Annotated in this window: 25 protein-coding genes; 11 read left to right on the plus strand and 14 right to left on the minus strand. The window is 60.6% G+C overall.

The genetic code is table 11. From position 1 onward, the window contains the following. Positions 1–74: 74 nt before the first annotated feature. Complete coding sequence (locus JNO51_RS08320) at positions 75–1,241, plus strand: citrate synthase family protein (RefSeq protein WP_215782546.1); 1,167 nt, start codon at positions 75–77, stop codon at positions 1,239–1,241. On the opposite strand, the gene mscL is transcribed toward JNO51_RS08320, so the two are convergent. From mscL to JNO51_RS08335, 3 genes are all read right to left on the minus strand, one after another. Next, positions 1,229–1,690 (minus strand): large-conductance mechanosensitive channel protein MscL, encoded by a 462-nt coding sequence (mscL, locus tag JNO51_RS08325; RefSeq protein WP_215782547.1) that lies wholly within the window; start codon positions 1,688–1,690, stop codon positions 1,229–1,231. The two genes, JNO51_RS08320 and mscL, sit on opposite strands and share 13 nt — an antisense overlap. A 63-nt stretch (positions 1,691–1,753) precedes the next feature. After that, positions 1,754–2,503, minus strand: a complete 750-nt coding sequence (locus JNO51_RS08330) for a GGDEF domain-containing protein (RefSeq protein ID WP_215782548.1) — start codon at positions 2,501–2,503, stop codon at positions 1,754–1,756. 143 nt (positions 2,504–2,646) lie between these two features. Continuing rightward, positions 2,647–2,838: a DUF2892 domain-containing protein gene (locus tag JNO51_RS08335; RefSeq protein ID WP_215782549.1), complete on the minus strand. Its 192-nt coding sequence runs from the start codon at positions 2,836–2,838 to the stop codon at positions 2,647–2,649. Between the two features lie 92 nt (positions 2,839–2,930). Here JNO51_RS08335 and JNO51_RS08340 point away from each other — a divergent pair, with 92 nt between their 5' ends. The 3 genes from JNO51_RS08340 to JNO51_RS08350 all read left to right on the plus strand — a co-directional run bounded on the left by JNO51_RS08340 (position 2,931) and on the right by JNO51_RS08350 (position 6,052). Then, positions 2,931–3,275 (plus strand): helix-turn-helix transcriptional regulator, encoded by a 345-nt coding sequence (locus JNO51_RS08340; protein ID WP_215782550.1) that lies wholly within the window; start codon positions 2,931–2,933, stop codon positions 3,273–3,275. Positions 3,276–3,389: 114 nt separating this feature from the next. Beyond that, a complete protein-coding gene (locus JNO51_RS08345) occupies positions 3,390–3,839 on the plus strand; it encodes a universal stress protein (protein ID WP_215782551.1) in 450 nt (149 codons plus the stop codon). A gap of 41 nt (positions 3,840–3,880) precedes the next feature. Then, a complete protein-coding gene (locus JNO51_RS08350; protein ID WP_215782552.1) occupies positions 3,881–6,052 on the plus strand; it encodes an FUSC family protein in 2,172 nt (723 codons plus the stop codon). On the opposite strand, the gene cysK is transcribed toward JNO51_RS08350, so the two are convergent. Next, on the minus strand, positions 5,986–6,972 hold the full coding sequence (gene cysK, locus JNO51_RS08355; RefSeq protein ID WP_215782553.1) for a cysteine synthase A: 987 nt from the start codon (positions 6,970–6,972) through the stop codon (positions 5,986–5,988). The two genes, JNO51_RS08350 and cysK, sit on opposite strands and share 67 nt — an antisense overlap. A gap of 304 nt (positions 6,973–7,276) precedes the next feature. Here cysK and JNO51_RS08360 point away from each other — a divergent pair, with 304 nt between their 5' ends. The 7 genes from JNO51_RS08360 to JNO51_RS08390 all read left to right on the plus strand — a co-directional run bounded on the left by JNO51_RS08360 (position 7,277) and on the right by JNO51_RS08390 (position 12,269). Further along, complete coding sequence (locus JNO51_RS08360; RefSeq protein ID WP_215782554.1) at positions 7,277–7,591, plus strand: YqjD family protein; 315 nt, start codon at positions 7,277–7,279, stop codon at positions 7,589–7,591. Between the two features lie 3 nt (positions 7,592–7,594). Next, complete coding sequence (locus JNO51_RS08365; protein WP_215782555.1) at positions 7,595–7,984, plus strand: phage holin family protein; 390 nt, start codon at positions 7,595–7,597, stop codon at positions 7,982–7,984. A gap of 3 nt (positions 7,985–7,987) precedes the next feature. Next, on the plus strand, positions 7,988–8,248 hold the full coding sequence (locus JNO51_RS08370; RefSeq protein WP_215782556.1) for a hypothetical protein: 261 nt from the start codon (positions 7,988–7,990) through the stop codon (positions 8,246–8,248). A 14-nt stretch (positions 8,249–8,262) separates the two neighbouring features. Continuing rightward, entirely contained in the window at positions 8,263–9,405 is a 1,143-nt protein-coding gene (locus JNO51_RS08375; RefSeq protein ID WP_215782557.1) for a DUF2827 family protein, read from the plus strand. Positions 9,406–9,413: 8 nt separating this feature from the next. Next, positions 9,414–10,064, plus strand: a complete 651-nt coding sequence (locus JNO51_RS08380) for a DUF1345 domain-containing protein (RefSeq protein WP_215782558.1) — start codon at positions 9,414–9,416, stop codon at positions 10,062–10,064. Between the two features lie 153 nt (positions 10,065–10,217). Beyond that, positions 10,218–11,711, plus strand: coding sequence for a flagellar filament capping protein FliD (fliD, locus tag JNO51_RS08385; protein WP_215782559.1), 1,494 nt, complete (start codon positions 10,218–10,220; stop codon positions 11,709–11,711). Between the two features lie 81 nt (positions 11,712–11,792). Next, entirely contained in the window at positions 11,793–12,269 is a 477-nt protein-coding gene (locus JNO51_RS08390) for a hypothetical protein (RefSeq protein WP_215782560.1), read from the plus strand. Here the strand turns inward: JNO51_RS08390 and JNO51_RS08395 are convergent. The 10 genes from JNO51_RS08395 to bamA are packed head-to-tail and all read right to left on the minus strand — an operon-like array spanning position 12,215 to position 20,162. After that, complete coding sequence (locus JNO51_RS08395) at positions 12,215–12,562, minus strand: 2Fe-2S iron-sulfur cluster-binding protein (protein ID WP_215782561.1); 348 nt, start codon at positions 12,560–12,562, stop codon at positions 12,215–12,217. The two genes, JNO51_RS08390 and JNO51_RS08395, sit on opposite strands and share 55 nt — an antisense overlap. A gap of 4 nt (positions 12,563–12,566) precedes the next feature. Continuing rightward, the gene (locus JNO51_RS08400) at positions 12,567–12,785 is read right to left on the minus strand and encodes a hypothetical protein (protein WP_215782562.1); all 219 of its coding nucleotides are present in this window, start codon (positions 12,783–12,785) and stop codon (positions 12,567–12,569) included. 22 nt (positions 12,786–12,807) lie between these two features. Further along, positions 12,808–13,284, minus strand: a complete 477-nt coding sequence (locus JNO51_RS08405) for a DNA-deoxyinosine glycosylase (protein ID WP_215782563.1) — start codon at positions 13,282–13,284, stop codon at positions 12,808–12,810. 9 nt (positions 13,285–13,293) lie between these two features. Then, positions 13,294–13,875 carry a ribonuclease HII gene (gene rnhB / locus JNO51_RS08410; RefSeq protein WP_215782681.1) on the minus strand — a complete coding sequence of 194 codons (582 nt, stop codon included), beginning with the start codon at positions 13,873–13,875 and terminating at the stop codon, positions 13,294–13,296. A 2-nt stretch (positions 13,876–13,877) separates the two neighbouring features. Beyond that, on the minus strand, positions 13,878–15,044 hold the full coding sequence (gene lpxB / locus JNO51_RS08415; RefSeq protein ID WP_215782564.1) for a lipid-A-disaccharide synthase: 1,167 nt from the start codon (positions 15,042–15,044) through the stop codon (positions 13,878–13,880). A 3-nt stretch (positions 15,045–15,047) separates the two neighbouring features. Next, on the minus strand, positions 15,048–15,833 hold the full coding sequence (gene lpxA / locus JNO51_RS08420) for an acyl-ACP--UDP-N-acetylglucosamine O-acyltransferase (protein WP_215782565.1): 786 nt from the start codon (positions 15,831–15,833) through the stop codon (positions 15,048–15,050). Between the two features lies 1 nt (position 15,834). Continuing rightward, the gene (gene fabZ, locus JNO51_RS08425) at positions 15,835–16,290 is read right to left on the minus strand and encodes a 3-hydroxyacyl-ACP dehydratase FabZ (RefSeq protein ID WP_215782566.1); all 456 of its coding nucleotides are present in this window, start codon (positions 16,288–16,290) and stop codon (positions 15,835–15,837) included. Further along, the gene (gene lpxD, locus JNO51_RS08430; protein WP_215782567.1) at positions 16,283–17,329 is read right to left on the minus strand and encodes a UDP-3-O-(3-hydroxymyristoyl)glucosamine N-acyltransferase; all 1,047 of its coding nucleotides are present in this window, start codon (positions 17,327–17,329) and stop codon (positions 16,283–16,285) included. The genes fabZ and lpxD overlap by 8 nt, the downstream gene beginning before the upstream one ends. A 47-nt stretch (positions 17,330–17,376) precedes the next feature. Next, complete coding sequence (locus tag JNO51_RS08435; protein ID WP_252346215.1) at positions 17,377–17,865, minus strand: OmpH family outer membrane protein; 489 nt, start codon at positions 17,863–17,865, stop codon at positions 17,377–17,379. Between the two features lie 14 nt (positions 17,866–17,879). Then, positions 17,880–20,162, minus strand: coding sequence for an outer membrane protein assembly factor BamA (gene bamA / locus JNO51_RS08440; protein WP_215782568.1), 2,283 nt, complete (start codon positions 20,160–20,162; stop codon positions 17,880–17,882). Positions 20,163–20,168: the final 6 nt, after the last annotated feature.

Below are 20,168 nucleotides of genomic sequence, written 5' to 3' on the forward strand. Positions count from 1 at the left end.
AGAGCTACCACTGTAAGGGCTGCCAATATATAGTCAATCTTGATTGATTCGATCAACCTATGAGGGCGATGACCATGCAAACCCTGACGGCCCGCGAAGCCGCCGACTGCCTCGGCATCACTTTGTCCACCCTGTATGCCTATGTCAGCCGTGGCTTGCTGCATACGCTGCCTGGCGATACGCCCCGTGCCAGACGGTATCTGCTGCATGAAGTCCAGACCCTGCAGCAACAGCGTCGGCGCGGGCGCAAATCGCGTGATGTCGCGCGCACCGCGCTGGACTGGGGTTTGCCGGTACTGCCCTCGGCCATCACGCTGATCGATCAGGGACGTTTGTTCTTCCGTGGCCACGATGCCGCCCTGCTGGCGCAACAGGTCACGCTGGAACAACTGGCCGCCCTGCTGTGGCAGACCCCCTCCCTGCCACTGCCGACAGATCGGGCATGGCAAGCTGCCGGTACCTCAGCCAGACTGGCCGACCCGGAATGGTTGCTGACGCGTTTTGTTACCCTGAGTGCCGATCTGCCGGCAGACTGCGGCACGGCAACGCCTGCCCGGCAGGCGGGTAATCATGTCCAGTTGATGGCCACGCTGGCAGCGGCGCTATGTGATGTCTGGTTACCGGGACTGCCATTGCATCAATGGTGTGCACAGGCCTGGGGACTGGATAAGCGGGACGCCGAGCGGGTCCGCATGGCGCTGGTGCTGTGCGCCGATCACGAGCTCAACCCGTCCAGCTTTGCCGCACGCTGTGCAACTGCCAGCGGTGCCAGCACCCGCTCGGCACTGATTGCCGCCCTGGCCACGCTGTCCGGCGGGCGTCATGGAGGTGCCACCGCCCGCGTCATGGCGCTGCTGAAGGAAATCGGGACAGGCGATGTGGCGCACACCGTGACGGCACGCCAGTTGCGCGGCGAAGACATCCCGGGGTTTGGTCACCCGCTCTACCCGCAGGGCGATCCGCGCGCCCGACAGATCCTGTCAGGGTTGACGCTGGATCATGTCAGCGAGCAGCTGCAGCGCCATATGGCCGAAAGCACGGGCTTGCTGCCCTCGCTGGATTTTGCCCTGGTCGCACTGTGTCGCTCGCTGGCGCTGCCCGAGGGGGCGGCTTTCGGCCTGTTTGCCCTCGGCCGCAGCGTCGGGTGGCTGGCCCATATCGACGAGCAGCGCACCAGTCGGCAGCCGATCCGGCCAAGGGCGCAGTACAGCGGGCCGATGCCGCCGGTTCAGTCCAGCTGAGAGGTGCAGTGCGGGCAGCGACTGGCTTCGGCATGGACCTCGCTGCGGCAGAACGGGCAGGTTTTGCCGGCAGGGGCAGCCACTTGTCCGGCGGCCTCTTCCCGTTTGAGACGGTTGATCAGCTTGAGCAGCATGAAAATGGCAAAGGCAACGATGGTAAAGCTGACCAGCGCATTGACGAACAGGCCAATATTCAGCGTGACCGCCCCGGCACTCTTTGCCGCCGCCAGCGACACATAGGGACCGGCCTGCTTGCCACCCTCGCGCAAAACAATGAACAGATTGCTGAAATCGACGTTGCCGATCAGCAGCCCGATGGGCGGCATGATGACATCGTCGACCAGTGACTTGACGATCGTGCCGAACGCCCCGCCGATGACCACGCCGACCGCCAGGTCGATGACATTGCCCTTGACTGCAAACGCCTTGAATTCTTCCAGCAGTTTCATCGTCTCGCCCTTGTTTGAATAGGCCACCATTTTGCCGTATGCAGACGCAAAGGCAAATGCTTCTCAACTGGGCAAGGTGTCATGGTCTGAACTGGGCAAGCCGCGCGACTCGGCTTCATTGGCCACGGCATAGCCATCACGACCGCCTTTTTTCACCCGGTACATGGCCAGATCGGCCGCCGTCAGCAATTGGGCCGCCTCTTCACCATGATCAGGGAAAAACGCCACCCCGATACTGAGCGAGATATTCAAGCGCTGGCCGGCCAGTTCGAAGGGCTGCTGAAATGCCTTGAGCAGGCGTTTGGCCAGGATTTCACAACCTTCCTGCTTGTCGGGCTCGACCAACACCACAAACTCGTCTCCGCCGACACGGGCAACCAGGTCGCCCTTGCGCACGGTTTCGGTCAGGCGCCGGGCAACGGCAATCAGCAACACATCCCCGGCCCCATGCCCGTAGATGTCGTTCACCATCTTGAAGCCATCCAGATCAATGAAGGCCAGGCCAAGCCGGGTGTGATGGCGCCGTGAGCGATGAATCGCCGACTCAAGGTTGCTGAGGAAGGCACGACGATTGGTCAGCTGGGTCAGGGCATCATGAATGGCATCGTTGATCAGCCTGGCCTGGTGAGCTTCGAAGTAGCGATGCTCACGCCGCAGCAGCCACCACCAGCCGAGAGACGACAACACCACATAGCCCCAGCCAAACAGCAACATGCCTTCACGTGTCTGTTCATTCCAGCCCAGCGTGAAGCACAGCACAAACAGTGCTGTCAGGGCGCAATACAGCATCGCGAGGCGCACGGGATAGAGCATGGACGTTTCCTGGCTGATCATCCGCCATGGGGCGGGAAGCGTTCCGCAGAACGAGGCGAGAACCCGTGGCTGGCCGCGGGTTCTTCCTTCTTTTTAAGCCAGATTACAGAAAAAGTGAGCCTATCCTGCTGGCAACGGCACGCCTAGGGTTGTTTTTGGCAGGTCTGGCAGCCAATCAGGCGATACAGCGGGCAGAAACGAATCAGACCGGTCGCGAGCGGTACCACGCCCAGCCAGCCCCAGGGGCCGATCACGCCAGCCAGCACCAGCGCGATCAGCACCACCCCCAGAAGGATACGTAACAGACGATCAATACTGCCGACATTGGTTTGCATGGCTGCTCCTTGACGAGGGGACATTGCTCTATTTCATTATTTGACCAATAATTTGAATACTCAAGTTTACTTTGGCATGTCCGGAGCATCGCATGGCGCAATTACCCGATCAGGCACTGGTTCAGGTCGCCCAGTACTTTCAGGCCCTGGCCGAACCGACCCGCCTGAAAATCCTCAACGAACTGCGCAACGGCGAGCGCAACGTCGGCGAACTGGCGCAGGTCTGCCAATGCACGCTGGCCAACGTTTCCAAACACCTGTCCTTGCTGGCCAAGCATGGCCTGGTATCGCGCCAGGGGCGCGGCACCAGTGTCTACTATGGTATCAGCGACCCGAATATCTACGCCCTGTGCGACCTGGTCTGTGACAACCTGCTGCGCCAGCTGGACAAGCAGCACGAGTTTGCCAACCTGATCCGTCAGGCCGGCGGGCAGTAAGACCGGCAGGACATTTGTCCCGCCTCCGGGGGAGTGATATGTTATGGCCATGGTCGGCTGACGGTGCGCGCAAACAGAGGCAGCGGCAGCGGGCTCATTTCTCGGGAGAGACAAATGTATCAACGCATTTTTGTTCCTGTAGACAACAGTGAAGCTTCTTTTCAGGCGCTGACCGAGGCATGCAAGCTGGCCCAGGTCAGCGGCGGCACCCTGCGCATCGTTCATGTGGCCAATATGAGCGAACCGGGCTGGGGCAATACCGACTTCGTGCCGGCTGCCGACATGCAACAAGTCGCAGATGGCCAGAGTGAAATTCTGCTGCAGGCCAAGCAACTGGCCCAGTCGTTCAATGTGCCGTCGGAGTGCAAGGTCCTGAAAAACTGGGTCGACAAGATTCCGCACGTGCTGGCAGAAGATGCCAGGGCCTGGGACGCCGACCTGATCGTCATGAACACCCATGGCTGGACCGGACTGAAGCGCCTGCTGCTGGGCAGCGTGGCCGAAGGCGTGCTGCGCGCCGCGTCCATTCCCACTCTGCTGATCCGTACCTCGAACGACCGTTGATGTCCGACGGCCCATCGTCACATGGCTCACCACGGTGAGCCATGTCTCAGCCGGATACCCCCTTGTTGCCTCCCCGCTTCACCCGCCTGCTGCATGCCAGCCGCAAATTTGTTTACGGCCAGTCACTGTTCTGGTCGCTGCGTGTCGCCCTTGGTACATTTCTGCCCTGCCTGCTGCTGCTTGTCTGGCTGGACCGACCGGTCAGCGGCCTCGCCGCCGCCACCAGCGCCCTGTATGTCGGCCTGATCGACCTGCCCGGTCCGTTATCCGGCAAGCGCAGGGAAATGCTGTGGTGCGCCCTGGCCGTCATCGCCAGCGCCAGCCTGATCACGCTGGCCATGCACAGCGAGCCGGGGCTGTGGCTGGCAGCGTTGCTGATCAGTGCCGCCGGGGCCTACGCCATGCAGTTTGGCCTCAAAAGCGGGATTATCGGTCTGAATGCCGTCATGACGATGGCGGTGGCCCTGAGCCTGCGTGGCAAGCAACTGGATTACGAACTGGCCTATCTGGAGGGCGTCGTCATCGGGGCGCTCTGGTATGTGGCCTTTGCCCTGACGATCTGCCGGCTGTTTCGGCATCAGATGCATCGCCGTGCGCTGGCCGATGAGTTGTTTGCCACGGCCGAGCAGTTCCGCGCCCGCGCCTTGTGCTACGACCCTGCCATCTCCCCAAGGCAAGGCAGCATGGCTTTGCTGGCTTCGCAGAATCGGCAGCAGCAGCGTCACTTGCTGACACGCGAGTTGATTCTGGGCGAGCTGAGCCGGCAGCCCCCCGAATCGCTCTCCCCCGCGCAGTGGCAGCTTTACAATCTGATGGCCGATTGTGTCGCGCTGTTTGACCTGGTGGTCGCCGCACACACCGACTTTGCTGCGTTGCGCCAGCCCCCGGCCAGCCACCCGCTACTGCGTCAGTTGCGCGATGTGTTGAATCATGGCGCGGGCTTGCTGGATGAAATCGCCATGGCATTGTCGACACACCGGCAACTGCACCGCTTTGGCCTGGAGCCGGCGCGACTGCAGCAGCTGGAACAAAACCTGCAGTCCGTCGCGCCCACGCTGCCGTCACCGGTGCTCGCCAATCTGCAAGAAAGCGTGCAACGGATTCGCGAAATGCGCCGCCTGATCGCCAAACTGGCGCGTGACCTGCGTTCGACCAGCAACACCAGCGGCTTTGACATCCACCAGGTGATGCATTTCTATCGCGCGCCGGCCCCGTTGCTGAGCAAGCCGGCCAACTGGCTGGCCCGGCCGGCCACTTCCTATGCAGCCAGACTCAGCCTGGCCGTGTTGCTGGCACTCTGGCTGGCGGCCTGGCGCCACGGCACCCACGACAACTGGATCGTCCTGACCGTCGTGGTTGCACTGCGCCCCGGCTTCGGTCAGAGCTGGCAGCGCAGCATCCAGCGCGTCAAAGGCACCGTCCTGGGCTGTGCCCTGGCCGTCGGCGTGCTGGCGCTCAGTCATGATCCCTGGCTATTGCTCGGGCTGACCTTCCTCAGCCTGATGCTCGGGCTGGGGCTGGCTGCGCTGGACTATCTGCTGGCGGCGACGTTTTTCTCGATGATGCTGGTGTGGATGTACTACCTGCTGGTGCCGGAGGCGCGGGTGATTGAGGCCCGGCTGCTGGATACCGCGCTGGGCGCGGTCATTGCCCTGCTGGTCTGTCACCTGAGTCCGGACTGGGAGTCCGCACAGATCCGGCGTCGCAGCGAAGGGTTGATGTCGGCACTGATTGCCTGGCTGGGCGGGCTGGCGACGCTGAACGGGGAGCAACTGATTGCCTGGCGTGCAGCCCAGCGTGATGCACTGACGGCACTGATGCAGTTGGCGACGACCCGGGACAATATGCTGCTGGAACCGGAGGAAACACATCTCGGCGAACAGGATACACAGGATCTGCTATTGCTCGGCCACTTGCTGCTGACACTCGGTGCGCCCCTGGCTCGCCAGCAACTGGCCCAGGGGCTGACGGCAAGGCAAAGGCAGGATATTGAGCAGGCGCTGCAGATCTTGCAGCAACAACGGGTGCCGGACAGCTATCAGCCGGCCATGGAGGTCAATCTGAGTGAATGTACCGTACTCATGATTCAGGCACTGGCCAGACTGCAAACTGCCAGCCAGACCAGTGCTCATCGGCGCCGTGCCGCTCAGGCGGTCTCGACCGGCAGGCCGGCCGCATCGAAGACACCTTCGAACAAGACCGAGCTCAGGTAGCGTTCGCCGGAGTCCGGCAGGACCACCACGATCGTCTTGCCGGCATTTTCCGGCCGCTTGGCCAGACGCACGGCCACTGCCACGGCGGCACCGCAGGAGATACCCGACAGCAGACCTTCCTCGCGCGCCAGGCGGCGAGCAAATTCGATCGCTTCTTCATTGCTCACCTGCTCGATATCGTCGATCAGCGACAGATCCAGCACCCCCGGGACAAATCCGGCACCAATCCCCTGGATTTTGTGCGGGCCGGGCTTGAGTGGCTCTCCGGCACGGGTCTGGGTCAGAATCGGGCTGGCAGCCGGCTCGACCGCCACCGAGCGCACGGCCTTGCCGCGGGTTTGCTTCAGGTAGCGGGTGACGCCGGTGATGGTACCGCCGGTCCCGACACCCGACACGAAGATATCAATCTGACCATCGGTGGCGTTCCACAGCTCCGGACCGGTGGTGGCTTCGTGAATGGCCGGATTGGCCGGGTTCTTGAACTGTTGCAGCAGGACGTAGCGATCCGGATCAGAAGCGGCAATTTCTTCTGCCTTGGCGACGGCGCCACTCATTCCGCGGGCACCTTCGGTCAGAATCAGCTTGGCACCAAAAGACAGCAGCAGCTTGCGCCGTTCGATGCTCATGGTTTCCGGCATGGTCAGGGTCAGCGGAATGCCGCGGGCAGCAGCCACAAAGGCCAGCGCAATCCCGGTATTGCCGCTGGTCGGCTCGATCAGCTCTTTGCCCGGGCCGAGCAGACCGCGCTTTTCCGCATCCCAGATCATGGCGGCGCCAATGCGGCACTTCACCGAATAAGCCGGATTACGGCCTTCGATCTTGGCCAGAATCGTCGCGGGGGCGCCGTCGGCGATGCGGTTGAGTCGTACCAGCGGCGTATTGCCGATCGATTGGGAGTTGTCTGCAAACCATTGGGCCATGTCATGTTCTCCTGAGTGGCGATCCGTATGGGAACCTACTTTATACGCTCATTTATATAATTCAAAAGAATAAAAAATCATAATAGTCTGCAAAATGCACATATACTGCCTGCCGCACGGCCTGGCACGCCCTGCCAAAGGGGGGAATTGATCCATCTCACATCCCCGGCGGAGATAGCGTACTATATTGAAGTCAGCCTCATACAAATGGCATAGTTTGTCGCGGAGTTTCAGGAAATTCGTCATGAAACCGGCGCCAGACAGCCATCCGAACAAGGTTTTTCTTGCGACAAGGAGCCTCTTGATGCCACACCAAGCCATGACAGCCGATAACGAACAGCTGCTGCAGGATGTCCGTCAGGTGCTGTCCAATACCGAAGACCTGCTCAACAGTGCCGGTGACGAAGGGGGTGAAAAGGTGCGCGAATTACGTCAGCGCATCGGCGCCAACCTGAAACAGGCCAAAACCCGTCTGATCGAAGCCGAGCAACTGATCGCCGGCAAAGCCAAGGCCGCAGCCAAGGCCACCGACCAGTACGTTCACGAGAATCCCTGGAAATCGATTGGCATCGCCGCAGGCGTGGGCCTGCTGCTCGGCATGCTGATCTCCCGCCGCTAAGCCATGACGGATTCCTCGCCACGCCCCGCCCGAGCCGGTACGATTCGTTCGTTGCTGGACCGGGCGGTCTCTTTGTTTCTGGTCCGCGCCGAGTTGTTCAGCATTGAGGCGCGCGAGCAGAAAGAAGCGCTGCTGGCGCAATTGCTGCTGGCCTTCGCGGCATTCTGCGCCCTGCTGCTGACCATGATGGCCGGCTTGCTGCTGCTGGTGGTGCTCACCCCTGCGGCCTGGCGCGCCTGGGTGCTGGCCGGCGTGACCCTGGTGGCGGCACTGAGCTGCCTGCTGCTGCTCTGGCGTCTGATGCACGCATTGCAGCATCAACCGCCCGCCTTCGCGACCACGCTGCAAGAGGTGCGCAAGGATTGCCAGACCTTATTCAAGCTGCAGGACTGACCGATGAATCGTCGAGAGCGTGAATTGCGCAAGACCCTGCTGCTGGTCAAGGGCGACGCCCTGCGCATGCAACTTGGGCTGGAACTGCAGCAACTGCAGCACACCCTTTCCCTGACCGGTTTACTGGGCCGATTGTTGCCACAGCTGATCGGTCTGGGCGGCCGGCAGGGTGGCCGCCGGCGCGGCTGGTGGCGCATCCTGCGGCTGTTGTTCGGCTCGCTCGGCATCTGGCGCACCCTGTCGGACTGGTTCAAATCACGCTGACTGCCGGCCGCCACATGACCTCCCCCGCACCCAATATTGGTATCACCTGGTTTGCCACGCATCAGCCAGGCTATTCGATCTGGTCGAACGGCACCTTGCAGAATGTGCTGTTGCTGTTTCATTTGTTACGTCAGGCCGGTGCCGGGCAGATCTGGCTGATCAACGGCGGCGATGCCGACACGCTGCCGCCTGCCCTGCGCCTGGCTGAGCCGACACTGCCGCTGGTCCGTTTCGAGGAGGTGGCCGAGCAGCTGGACGTTCTGATCGAAGGCGGGGCGCAGGTTCAGCCCGCCCAGGCCGAGCAGGTCCACCGTCGCGGCGGCATCGTCCTGGCCTATCGCTGCGGCAATGACTATGTGATGGATGCCGAACGGATCTGCTTCGATTTGCCGGCAGGATCGGCTTTCAACGGCACGGTATTCGACGAAATCTGGACCCAGCCTCAGCACGAAAAGACTTGCCGGCACTTTTGGGAGCTGGCGCTTCGCGCCCCGGTGCGGATCATGCCGCATATCTGGAGCCCTCGTTTTATCCGCCAGGAGCTGGACAATCTGGCGCGCACCGACCCGGACGTCCATTTTGGCTACCAGCCGGGCAACGGCGCCAGACGGGTTGCGATCTTCGAGCCCAACCTGAATGTCATCAAAACCTTCATGACCCCCCTGCTGATCTGCGAAGCCGCCTATCGCAAGGATCCGGGGGCCCTGTCGGCCGTCTACGTCACCAATACCAGCGGCCTGACGTCGCATCCGAGTTTTCGTGACCTGACCGCCGCCCTGAGCGTCTGCCGCGACAAAGTAGCCTCTTTCGAGGCCCGTTACCGTATTCCGATGTTCCTGGGTCGCTATACGGATGTCGTGGTATCGCATCAATGGGAGAACGGTTTGAATTACCTGTATTACGACGTGCTGTATGGCGGCTACCCGTTGGTTCACAACTCACCCTGGTTGCGCGACTTCGGCTACTACTACCCGGACTTTGATGCGAACGCCGGTGCCCAGGCGCTGCTGAGCGCGATTCGCCAGCACGATCAGCATGCCTTGCACTACCGTCAGCAGACCGAGCGGCTGCTGGCACGGGTCGACATCGGCCACCCCGACAACCAGCGTTGCCACATGCAGCGCATCCACGAGCTGCTGGCAGCCCGGCGCAACTGACCTTCACCATGAACCCGAAATCCTTGCTGACTGCCCGTCCGCGATTACTGCTGGCCATCCTGCTCGCGGCCCTGCTGATGTGCTTGCTGCCAACGGACCGACCGGTGCTGACGCGCGTCTTGCTGGCCTGGAACGGCGGCTGCTGGTTTTATCTGCTGTCGCTGTTGACCATGATGTTGCGTGCAACACCGGAACGCATTCGCCATATCGCCCGCATCCAGGATGAAAGTGCCGCCATGGTGCTGACCTGTGTCTGTGTCGGGGTGGTGATGAGTCTGTTGGCGATTGTGCTGGAGCTGGCCAATGCCAAGGACCTGCACGGACTGGCGCGCAGCACCCATCTGGTGCTGGCCGCCAGTACCCTGCTCGCCGCCTGGCTGCTGGTGCCGACCATGTTTGCCATGCACTACGCCCATCTGTACTACGGCGCACGGGAGGATGCACGACCGCTGGTTTTCCCGGATCGGCCGGCCAGTCCGGACTATTGGGATTTTGCCTACTTTGCCTTCACCATCGCCGTGGCCTCGCAAACCGCCGACATCGCACCTTTCAATCGCCGTGCGCGGCGCCTGGTGCTGGCCCAATCCATACTGGCGTTTGTGTTCAACACCAGCATTCTGGCCATGTCAATCAATGTGGCCGCCAGCCTGATCAGCTGACTTTCCTGGGCGCCAGCAGCGCCCGCCTTGCAATCGCGTTATGTCGTTGCAGAAAAATATAACTGACCTTATCCGCCATATCGGCAATCTCTGCAGAAACTTTAATCATTTTATCTATGATTAAACTGCGATGCATGTTACCGGTATGACATCATGAGCACTCTGAACAGCCTGTCCTCGCTCAGTTCACCGCTTGGCCTCTACTCAGCATTGAGCTCGGCCAGCAGTAGTCTGGCCACCACCACCGCCATCGGCAATGCCACCAGTCAGAACAATCACGACCAGACGGTCATTTCCTCCTATGGGCAACTGCTCTCCAGCCTGTCGAATTTCATGTATGCGCTACAGCAGTTCGCCTATGGCGACAGCACCATGAATACGGTCAGCAGCAATAGCGCCGTGGCGACGGCTTCGGCTTATTCCTACGCACAAAAAGGGGTTTATCAGGTCAGCGTGAGTTCGCTGGCCCAGGCACAGGCCGTCAAGAGCACGACATTTGCCAGCGCCGGCACAGTGATTGGCAGCGGTACCCTGTCCATCCAGACCGGCACCTACAATTCGGGCAGCAATACGTTTGCCTCCGATGGTTCTTCACCCACCTCGATCAGCATCAGCAACGGCACACTAAGCAGCATCGCCAGTGCCATCAACAGCGCCGGCGCCGGGATCAATGCCAGCGTGGTACAGGACAGCGGCGGCTACCGCCTGCTGTTTACCGGCACCAAAACCGGCAGCACGGCCAACTACAGCATTACCGTCAGCAGCGATGGCGATGGCAACAATACGGACAACGCCGGCCTGTCCCAACTGGCCTACGACCCAACCGGCAGCAGCGGCGCCGGCAAGAACATGGTGCTGGCACAATCGGGCACGGATGCCGCCTATAGTGTCAACGGCACCAGCGCCACCAGCAGCAGCAACACCGGCATCACACTGGCCTCGAGTGTCAGCGCCTCGCTGCTGTCCACCGGCTCCACCACCATTTCGGTCGGGGTCGATCAGAACACCCTGTCCACCAATGTGCAAAGCCTGGCTACGGCTTTCAATAGTTTGCGCGCCGACATCAACAATCTGCTGATCCCCGGCGGTGCGCTGGAATATGACGCCGTCACCGGACAATTGGCCAACTCGCTCAATGCAACGGCACTGGATACCTATAGCAATAACAGCTCAACGCTGATCACCCTGAATCAGATCGGGCTGCAGTTTCAGCAGCCCCAATCGGCAGGCCAGGTGGGCATGTTGACGGTGAACAGCAATAGCCTGAATTTTGCCTACAATCTGGACCAGACCGGCGCAGCCAACCTGCTGACGCTGGCTTCGCAAAGCTTCATCGATCTGTCGCGCAATTATGCCGGGGCCGGGCACGGCATTTTGCCGGCCAGTGTGACGGCCCTGCAAAAACAGGTCATCAGCAACAACACCCTGATCGGCTACGCCAGCGGCAACACCTTTAACCTGGCCACGCTGATCGACCAGATGAACCGGGGTACCTCCATCCAGTCCGGACGCCTGACCGGCACGCAGATTGCCGCGCTGAATCAATACGCCAATGTGCTGGCCCTCAGCCAGCCTTTCTCGGTACAGGCACAGCTGGTGGGTTATCTTGGCCAGCTAGGCAGCAGCGGCTTCTCTGCGGTAGCCTGATCCTTCTTGACATGACAGCTGACTAAAGCGAATAATTGCGCCTTTAAAATAATGCCGCGATATTAAACAGATCGCATGTCAATGCTAAAGTCATCCCGCAAGTCCCGCCTACCCTGCTGGCCCGGCATTCTGCGTCCGCTGTGCCTGATGGGCGCCGAAATGCTGCTGATTCCGCTGTACTGGCAAATTGACCTGCCTGTCGCCGATGTGCTGCTGCTCGCCGGACAGGTGCTGATTGCGCTGGTGCTGTGGCGCTCGCTGACCAGGCCGCAGACATGGCAGATTCGACTGCACCATCAGGACTGGCAGCGCACAGCATTCGGCGGCTATGCCCTGCGCATCAACCGCAGCCTGCATCAGCAGGGGGGCAATCCTGGCTTTGAGATCTGCCAGCGTCACGAGCGCATACGGGGATTGATCGACGAGGAAGGGAACATTCACTTGTTTTGCGACATGCCGGTGCAGGCTGACCTGCAGGTATGGCAACAATCGTGGCAGCGCCTTCAGGCGGGCGAAGGAACAATCACGATCCAGTCCCTGTCATCCAGAGGCAGATGACAGGCCAGGCGCCAGCTGTCGGCCTGATCAGGCACATTCAGCGAGGCCAGCGCACTGGCGGGCAGACAGCCATGGCGCACCAGTACATTTCTTTCCTTGGGGGTGATCGACACCATACCGGGCTGATGAGCGTGCACGACACGCACCCGGCAGGTACCACAAGTTCCCTGGCCGCAGCGCCAGTGCAGCGGCACTTCGTTGGCGCGCGCCACATCCAGTAACAGCGTGCCCGGTTGGGCAAAGATATCCAGCAAGATCTCACCGGATTCGGTGCGAAAACTCAGTTGCGGCATGCCATCAGGCGACGCGGGCAGCTCGCGGCGACGCCACCGGCTCTTCAGCCTCGAATCGCTTCCAGTCAACAATCATCACCTGGCTCAGTCCGCAGTCAACCGCCAGTTGCGCTTCGATTTCTTCCAGCGCCTGATGACAGTGAATGGTCCCGTTCAAAGCCACTTCCGCCCGGCGCATCACACTGTCGTCGGGAGTTACAAACCAGATGCAGTAACGATTCATCACATGCCCCTATTAGTTCTGACTACAAATATCGCCTAATTTCACACCATTGGGCAAGTTTCTTGTCATAGGAAAGCGTGTAGGCCGGACTGGAAGACGGCAAGGCCAGCAAGGCAAGGCCGCTGGCCGCCAGCACGGGCATCGCCCGCGCCGCGGTTTGGCCATTGAAACCAACGGCCACCAGCGCAGGCAGTTGATCCAGCAAACTCGTCAGATCGTTGTACTGCACCTGGCGCAGATCGGCATCCAGACTGCCCTTGCGCACCGCTGCCCCCACCACATCCCACAACCCGATGCCGGCAGCCAGCAGCTGGTCGATACGCGCTTCATAAGGCAGGGAGATCAGCGGCAGCTCGAGGAGATCGCCCAACAGACGCCAGAACTGATTGCGCGGGTGGGCATAATAGCGCCCGGCAGCCAGAGAGGCCTTGCCGGGCAGCGACCCCAGCAGCAGCACGCGCGTATCAGCATTGACCCGGGGTGGAAAACAGCGATCCACACGTCTTCCTCAGAACAGTTCGCCCTGCTGCAGACCGAGCATCTTGCGCACGGGGCCAAATGTCTTGCGATGGACGGGCAGTACACCATGCGCGGCGATGGCCGCGAGGTGCTCGGGGGTGGGATAGCCCTTGTGGCGGGCAAAGCCGTAGTCCGGCCAGCGCACGTCCAGCTCGATCAACTCGGCATCTCGGGCGGTTTTGGCCAGGATGGAGGCCGCGGAGATTTCCGCCACCAGGGCATCCCCCTTGACGATGGCCTCGGCCGGCAGGGTCAGTTGCTTGGGCACCCGGTTGCCGTCGATCAGCACCTTGTCCGGCTGCTGCGTCAGCCCGGCCACGGCCCTGCTCATCGCCAACATGGTGGCTTGCAGAATATTGAGACGATCGATTTCTTCGACCGAGGCGCTGGCAATACTCCAGCACAGCGCCTGCTGGCGGATCTGCAAGGCCAGCGCCTCGCGGCGCGCCTCACTCAGCACCTTGGAATCGGCCAGGCCGTCGATCGGTCTGGCCGGATCCAGGATCACGGCGGCAGCAAACACTGCGCCGGCCAGCGGGCCACGACCGGCCTCATCCACACCACAAATCAGGCTCACAGCGCCAGTTGCAGCACGTCTTGCGCTGCCTGCCCGGAAGTATCCATACGCAGGCGCAGCTGCAATTCGTCGAACAGCACGGACAGCTCTTCCTGATAGTCCTTGTCCTGATAGATGCGTTCCAGCTCGGCCGCCAGCTTCTCCGGCCGGGCATTTTTCTGCAGCAGCTCCGGCACGACCAGCCGTTCACACAGGATGTTTGGCAAGCCGACATACGGCAGACGCAATTTATGCTTGACCATCCAGTAGGTCAGCGTGGAGAGCTTGTAGCTGATGACCATCGGCCGCTTGCACAAGGCGACTTCGAGCGTGGCGGTTCCGCTGGTGACCAGCACCACATCGCTGGCAATCACGGCCATCTGGGCATGACCGAACAACTTGCGGATCGGCAGCTCCCAGGCTTTCATGCGGGTCAGGATGGCATCGAAGCGGTCCCGCGTGGCGCGTGTGGCCAGCGGCACGACAAATTGCGCCTCGGGAAACTTCTTCAGCAGCAACCTGGCCGTTTCGATGTAGATCGGGGCCATGAAGTCCAGTTCGCTCAGGCGACTGCCGGGCAACAGGGCAAAAATCGGTGCGTTCTTCGGCAGGGCGAGCTGCTCACGCATCGCTTCCTTGTCGGTGGTCAGCGGAATTTCACTGGCCAGCGGATGCCCGACATAGGAGACCGGCACACCAGCCTTGCTATACAGCGGCGGCTCCATCGGGAACAGGCACAACACCTTGCTGACCGCCCGCGCAATACGCTGGATGCGCTCGGGGCGCCAGGCCCAGACCGAAGGGCTCACATAGTGCACGGTCGGAATGCCGGCCTGCTTGAGCTTGGTCTCCAGCGCCAGATTGAAGTCCGGCGCATCAATGCCGACGAAGACATCCGGCCGCGACTTGATCAGGAAATTGCGCAGATCGCGCCGGATGCGCAGCAGCTCGGGCAGCCGCTTGAGCACATCGGCATAGCCCATCACCGCCAGCCTTTCCTGCGGCACCATGGAGCGCATCCCCCTTGCCTCCATCTGCGGACCGCCAATCCCGAAAAATTCGATCCGCGGATAGCGGCGGATCATGGCCTCCATCAACTGCGCGCCCAGCTGGTCCCCGGATGCCTCGCCGGCAACCATCGCGACGCGCAGGGTCTTTTCGTAGTTATGAGTGATCTCTGGCATGGCTTAACGAATAATGCCGCGCTCCGAAAGCGCAAAGAAACGGGTAAACGGTGCCAGTTCTGCGCTGGCTGCCGCCTCGGATAGAATCTGCTCACGTGCCGTCTCGTACGGCAACCCCTGCCGGTACAGCGTTTTGTAGGCGTTCTTGACGCTGCGAATCGCCTCTGGCGAGTAGCCGCGTCGCTTCAGCCCTTCGCTATTGATGCCGGAGGGAACGGCACGATTGCCATGCGCCATGACGAACGGCGGCACATCCTGAGCCACCGCACTGCAGAACGCTGTCATGGCGTGTTCGCCAATAATGACAAATTGATGCACCGCAGTAAAGCCGCCCAGAATCACCCAGTCACCCAGATGCACATGGCCGGCCAGCGTGGCATTGTTGGCCAGGATGGTGTGATTGCCGACCTGGCAGTCATGGGCGATGTGCACATAGGCCATGATCCAGTTGTCGTTGCCAATGCGGGTCACCCCGACATCCTGGGCCGTCCCGGTATTCAGCGTGCAGAATTCGCGAATGGTGTTGTTGTCACCGATCTCCAGACGGGTGGGTTCACCGGCATATTTCTTGTCCTGCGGCTGGGCGCCCAGCGAACAAAACTGGAAGATATGGTTGTTGCGGCCAATCCGCGTGTGCCCTTCGATCACCACGTGCGGGCCAATGCGACTGCCGCTGCCGATCTCGACATTCGGCCCGATGATGCTGTAGGCCCCGACTTCGACGTCATCGGCCAGGCGTGCGGCCGGATCAATCAGGGCCGTCGGATGAATGCGTGCGGACGCGCTCATGTCACACCTCCCGCTGGGCACACATGATTTCCGCCTCGCAGGCGATTTCCTGCCCGACGCGCGCAATGGCGCTGTACTTGGCAATGCCGCGCTTGCTGTGCAACTGTACCGCTTCAAGGGTCAGCTGATCGCCCGGCACCACCTGACGGCGGAAGCGTGCCTTGTCGATACCGACAAAGAAGTAGAGTTCGTTTTCCTTGCGCTCATGGCCGGCACTGCGAATGGCCAGCACCCCGGCCGCCTGCGCCAGGGCCTCGATGATCAGCACCCCCGGCATCACCGGATAATGCTCGAAATGCCCCTGAAAGAACGGCTCGTTGATCGTGACATTCTTCAGACCGAGGATGCGCTTGTCAGCCTCGAACTCGACCACGCGATCGATCAGCAGAAACGGATAGCGATGTGGCAGGTAGCGCATGATTTCGCGCACATCGATCGAAACGGCATGTTCAGTCATTCGGGACGTCCTTGTTCTTGATGGTTTTGATTTCTTTTTCCAGCTGCTTGACCCGTTGCACCAGCTCATCGAGATGACGCAGATGCACGGCATTGGACAGCCAGTCTTTCATGGTAGACAACGGGTACGATGAAGCATAGTTGTCCGCCTGGCGGATAGATTTGGAGACCAGCGTGCCGCCACCAATATGGGTACGATCAGCAATCTCGATGTGACCGACAAACATGGCGGCACCACCGACGGTGCAATAGGCCCCGATACGGGTACTGCCGGCAATGCCGACGCAGCCGGCAATGGCCGTGTATTCGCCGATCTGAACGTTATGGGCGATCTGCACCAGATTGTCGATCTTGGCGCCGCGACGGATCACGGTATCGGCCAGCGCGCCACGGTCAATGGTGGTATTGGCGCCGACTTCAACGTCGTCTTCGATGATCACGCGGCCGGTCTGGGGAATCTTGAACCAGTCCTGTCCGGTCCAGGCAAGGCCGAAGCCATCGCCACCGACCACCGTACCGGAGTGAATGGCGACCCGGTTACCGATCAGGCACTGGTGGTAAACCGTGACATTGGGGTAGAGAACGACGTCATCCCCCAGCACGCAGTCGTCCCCGACGACCACGCCCGGCATCAGGCGACAACGTTCGCCAATGGTCACTCTTGCGCCAATGCTGACCTGCTCGCGGATTTCCGCGCTGGCGGCGATGCGGCACGCCTCGCCGATGACGGCGGAAGGGTGGATACCGGCCATCGCGGCCTTCGGCGGATGAAACAGCGTCGCCACCTTGGCAAAAAACAGGTAAGGATCGGGCGTCACGATCACCGGACGATCGACCGGCACGGCTTCAAGAATACGCGGCGAAATGATGATCGCCCCCGCTGCGCTGCTTTCCAGCTGCTTGCGGTACTTGGCATGCGTGATGAAACTCAGCTCTGCCGGACCGGCCTCCTCCAGCGGTGCAACGCGCGTCACCGCCAGATCCTGGCCACGCAGCTCGCCTCCGAGGCGCTCAACGATTTGCGATAAGGTATAGGACATCAAAAACAAAGCCGACCCGGGGCCGGCTTCTCCCGACGGTAAGTGGTTTATTTATCCAGCGCCTTCAGCAAGGTATCGGTCAGATCAAACTTCGGACTGACATAGACCGAATCCTGCAGAATCAGGTCGTAATGCCCCTTTTCGGCGATATCGCGCACCACCTGGTTGGCTCGCTGCAGGAAAGCAGCGAACTCTTCGGCGCGACGCTGATTGAAGTCTTCGCTCAGCGACGCCGATTTGGCATTGTATTCCCGGATGACCGAATCCAGTTCGCGCTGATCATTCTTGCGCTCTGCGTCCGGCAGATCCGGCTTGACCAGCTGGGCCTCCAGCATCTTGCCCTTGGCCTGCAGGGCTTTCAGTTCCTCCCGGCGGGAACCGAACTCCTGGTCCAGACGCTTCATGATGGCCTGCGCAGGCGCTGCTTCGCGATAAACGCGATCGATGTTGATATAACCCAACTTGAAATCATCAGCCTGACACTGCCAGGACAGCATCATGGCTGCAACGAGTCCTACCCACTTGATCGGTTTCACACACACTCCTCCGCTTAGAACACGGTACCCAGCTGGAATTGCAGGCGCTGGATCTTGTCGCCCTGCTGCTTGTGCATCGGTACGGCATAGCTGAATTTCATCGGACCGACAGGCGACAGCCAGGTCAGGGCCAGACCGCCAGAGTAGCGGAAGCCGCTGCTGGCAGACACGCTGGGGTTCTTGTCATCCCACAGGGTACCGGCATCGCCGAACAGGCTCATGCGTACCGACTTGTTGTCACGCATGCCCGGGAACGGGAACAGCAGCTCGGTATTGAGCACCATCTTGCGGGTACCACCGAGGGCGTAACCATTGCTGTCTTTCGGCCCCATGCTGCCGCTGTCGAAGCCGCGCACCGATCCGATACCGCCCAGGTAGTAGTTATCGAAGAACGGAACCGTGCTGGTCTTGCCATAGCCGTTAATGGCGCCGACTTCCCCACCCAGCATCAGGGTATAGGTCTTGCTGAGCGGGAAGAACCACGACTCACTGTGTCCCAGGCGATAGTAGTTCACGTTGCCGCCAGGCAAGCCCGCATCGAACGACACATTGGCCGTGTAACCACGTGTCGGCCACAGCGCGCTGTCCCGCGTATCACGGCCCCAGCTCACCCCGCCTGACAGGGTAGTACTGTTGCTGCCGTGCTTGTTGACATAGTCAATATACTGCTGCGGACTATTGCTGAAGGTCGTGATATTGGTGACATCAAAACCCAGCGTGAAATTAACACGGTCGCGTTCGGTGACCGGCACCCCGGCCGTCACACTGGCCCCCGAACTGGTGGTCTTGTATTCCGACAGGTTGATGGTGTCCGGGTTGTACTGGCGTCGGTACACGTTATAACCCAGGCTCACCCCATCAGTGGTGTAGTACGGGTCGGTAAACGACAGCGACAGCGTCTTGTTGACCTTGCCGGTCGAGATATTCAATGCCGCTGTCTTGCCGGAACCGAAGACATTGCTCTGCGAAATCCCGGCCGACAGTTGCAGACCCTCACCCTGAACAAAGCCGATACCGGCACTGATGCTGCCAGTCGAGCGCTCTTTGAGACTCAGGTTCATATCAACCTGATCGGGCACATCACCGACCGCCGGGGTTTCAATGTTGATGTCCTCGAAATAGCCGAGCAGATCAACGCGCTCCTTGCTGCGCTTGATGTTGGCGCTGTTGTAGTAAGCACCTTCCAGCTGACGCATTTCACGGCGAATCACCTCGTCACGAGATTTGGTATTGCCGGAAATATTGATACGGCGTACGTAAGTGCGACGACCCGGATCGACAAAGAACGTCAGATTGGCAATGTCATGCTCGCGATCCAGTTCAGGCACCACATTGACGTTGGCAAAGGCATAGCCATCGCGCCCCAGACGGTCGGTCAGCGCGGTGACGGTTTCATTGACTTTTTCGCGATTGAAAATCTGCCCGGTCTTGACCTGCAGCAGCGAGCGCAGCTCGGCCTCCGGCACCTTGAGGTCGCCGCCCAGCCGAAGCTCACCCAGTGTATAGCGCTTGCCTTCGGTCAGATTGATCGTCAGATAGACCGACTCCTTGTCAGCGGCAATCGCCACCTGCGTCGAGTCGATATTGAATTCGAGGTAACCCTGGTTCTGATAGAAAGCACGCAGCTTTTCCAGGTCTCCGGTCAGTTTCTGTTTCGAGTACTGGTCGTCGTGACTGATCCAGGAGGTCCAGCTGCCCGTTGTCTGGGAGAACTGATCCATCAGGGTCGAGGTGTCGAATGCCTGGTTGCCGACCAGGCGAATTTCACGAATCTTGGCGGTAATGCCTTCGGTGATGTCGAGCGAAATCGATACCCGGTTACGATCCAGCTTGCTGATATGCGGATTGATCTCGACCGCATACTTGCCGCGGCTGTAGTACTGGCGCTTGAGTTCCTGCACGGCGCCATCCAGCAGCCCCTGATCAAACACGCGCGACTCGGCCAGACCGTTTTCCTTCAGCGCCTTCTTCAGCTGCTCCTTGTCGAACTCCTTGGAGCCGGTAATGGTGAGCTGAGCAATCACCGGGCGCTCGGCCACTTCCACCATCACGATGCCGTTCGACGACTCGACGCGCACATCATTGAAGAAGCCGGTGGCGAACAGCGCCTTGATGGCCTCGCTGGCCTTCTGGTCCGTAAAGGTATCTCCCACCTTCAGCGGCAGATAGTTGAAGACCGTGCCGGCTTCAGTACGTTGCAGACCTTCGACCTTGATATCCTTGATGACAAACGGATCGACAGCCCAGGCAGCAGAGGACAGGCCCAACACGGCCGCCGCGACGAGTTTCAATTTCATAGGATC

Source organism: Paludibacterium sp. B53371 (assembly GCF_018802765.1).
In the GTDB taxonomy this organism is placed as follows: Bacteria; Pseudomonadota; Gammaproteobacteria; order Burkholderiales; family Chromobacteriaceae; genus Paludibacterium.